We start from the raw sequence: 1471 nt of genomic DNA, 5'->3' as shown, positions 1-1471 counted from the left end.
TGACCCTTTCTTGATAAACTGGACACTCTAGAGTTAGGATTGCTCCTAATATCTCACAATTGCTTCGAATTTAGGACTTCCCATTTTTATATTTAAGCCGTCGATGCCAAAAACCGGCATCGCCAGCCCGCCTCAAGGGTCTTTACTGAGGTGCTGGCAGTAAAGGGTCTCAGGCTGCGCCTTCGATGAACTCCGCTTCGCTGCGCCCTTTACAGCCCCCCGATGAAGGTTTCTAAGCAGCCTTGAGGGTATCGTAATACTGATTCAAAAATGCCACTGGCGTCATATTACCAATTGCAGCATGTCTCCGCTGCCTGTTGTAAAAGCATTCTATATACCAGAAAATATCTTTTCGTGCTACATCAATGTTCTTGTATGTCCTGTGATGTAACCGTTCTGACTTGATGGTACTAAAAAAGGTCTCTGCGCAAGCATTATCCCAGCAATTTCCTCTTCGGCTCATGCTTCGAATCATTCCATGCTTTTTAAGCTCTTTTATGTAAGCGTCACTGCAATATTGACTCCCTTGATCCGAATGATGTATTAATCCCTTCGGTGGCCTGTGCCGCATTACCGCATTCTTTAAGGCTTCAAGGCAAAGCTCTGTTCTCATGTGGTCTGCCAGGGCCCAGCCTACGATTTCTTTGTGGAAAATATCCTTGATTGTTGCCAAATATAACTTCCCGCTTATTACTTTAAACTCCGTAATATCTGTTACCCAAACAGCATTTGGCTTGTCTGTATGAAAATCTTGATTAAGAAGGTTCGGGGCTTTTGGCAGATTGTGATTGGAATTAGTTATGCACACTACTCTGAAGGGTTTCTTTCTTACACTATAAAGTTGGTGCTCCTTCTGCAGGTTATAAACTCTGTTACGTCCACACTGGAACCCTGCATCCCTTACATCAGCCCATAGTTTATCAAGGCCTATCATACCTTGAGCCTTAACATGGCTGTTTTTCATAATTTCAAGGATTTTCTCATTTTGCTTTTGCCGCTCGCTTGGTCCACGTCTATCCCAATCATAATAGCTGCTCCGCGATATCATAAGAACCTGGCACATCTTCTCAACCGGGTAGTTGGAGCTGTTTTCATTCTTAATGAGTTGAAAAATCACTTCCGGTTGTTCTGCGCGAAGATGGCCGTAGCCTTTTTTAATATGTCTATTGTTAGCTCCTGGTCTGCTATTTTCTTTTTAGATTCCCTGAGTTCTGCTTCCAATTCCGCTATCCTGACCTTATCAGGATCATGTTTGTCCTTAGTCTCTTTAAGCCAATTCCTTATGGTTTGATCATTAACTCCGAAATCCTTGACAATACTTGATACAGGCCGGTTTTCTTCCCGAATAAGCCGGATAATATCAGCCTTAAATTCTGCAGTGTAACGTTTTCCATTATTTTTCATGTCATTGCCTCCCCACAGCTATATTTTATCCTAACTAAGCTGTGTCCGGCAAATCGAGTATGGGTCA

General features: G+C 42.8%; 1 protein-coding gene. It reads right to left on the bottom strand.

Going from position 1 to position 1471, the window contains the following annotated elements; translation table 11 throughout:
- Window positions 1–232 precede the first annotated feature (232 nt).
- A protein-coding gene (locus Ga0451573_RS18865; RefSeq protein ID WP_231685744.1) for an IS3 family transposase occupies window positions 233–1404 on the bottom strand; the annotation gives its coding sequence in 2 pieces (ribosomal slippage) (window positions 233–1158 and window positions 1158–1404; 1173 coding nt in all).
- Window positions 1405–1471: the final 67 nt, after the last annotated feature.

This window comes from Phosphitispora fastidiosa (assembly GCF_019008365.1).
Taxonomy (GTDB): Bacteria; Bacillota; Thermincolia; order Thermincolales; family UBA2595; genus Phosphitispora; species Phosphitispora fastidiosa.
The sequence above is the reverse complement of the archived record's forward strand: the minus strand, read 5'-3'. Positions and strand labels throughout refer to the sequence as shown.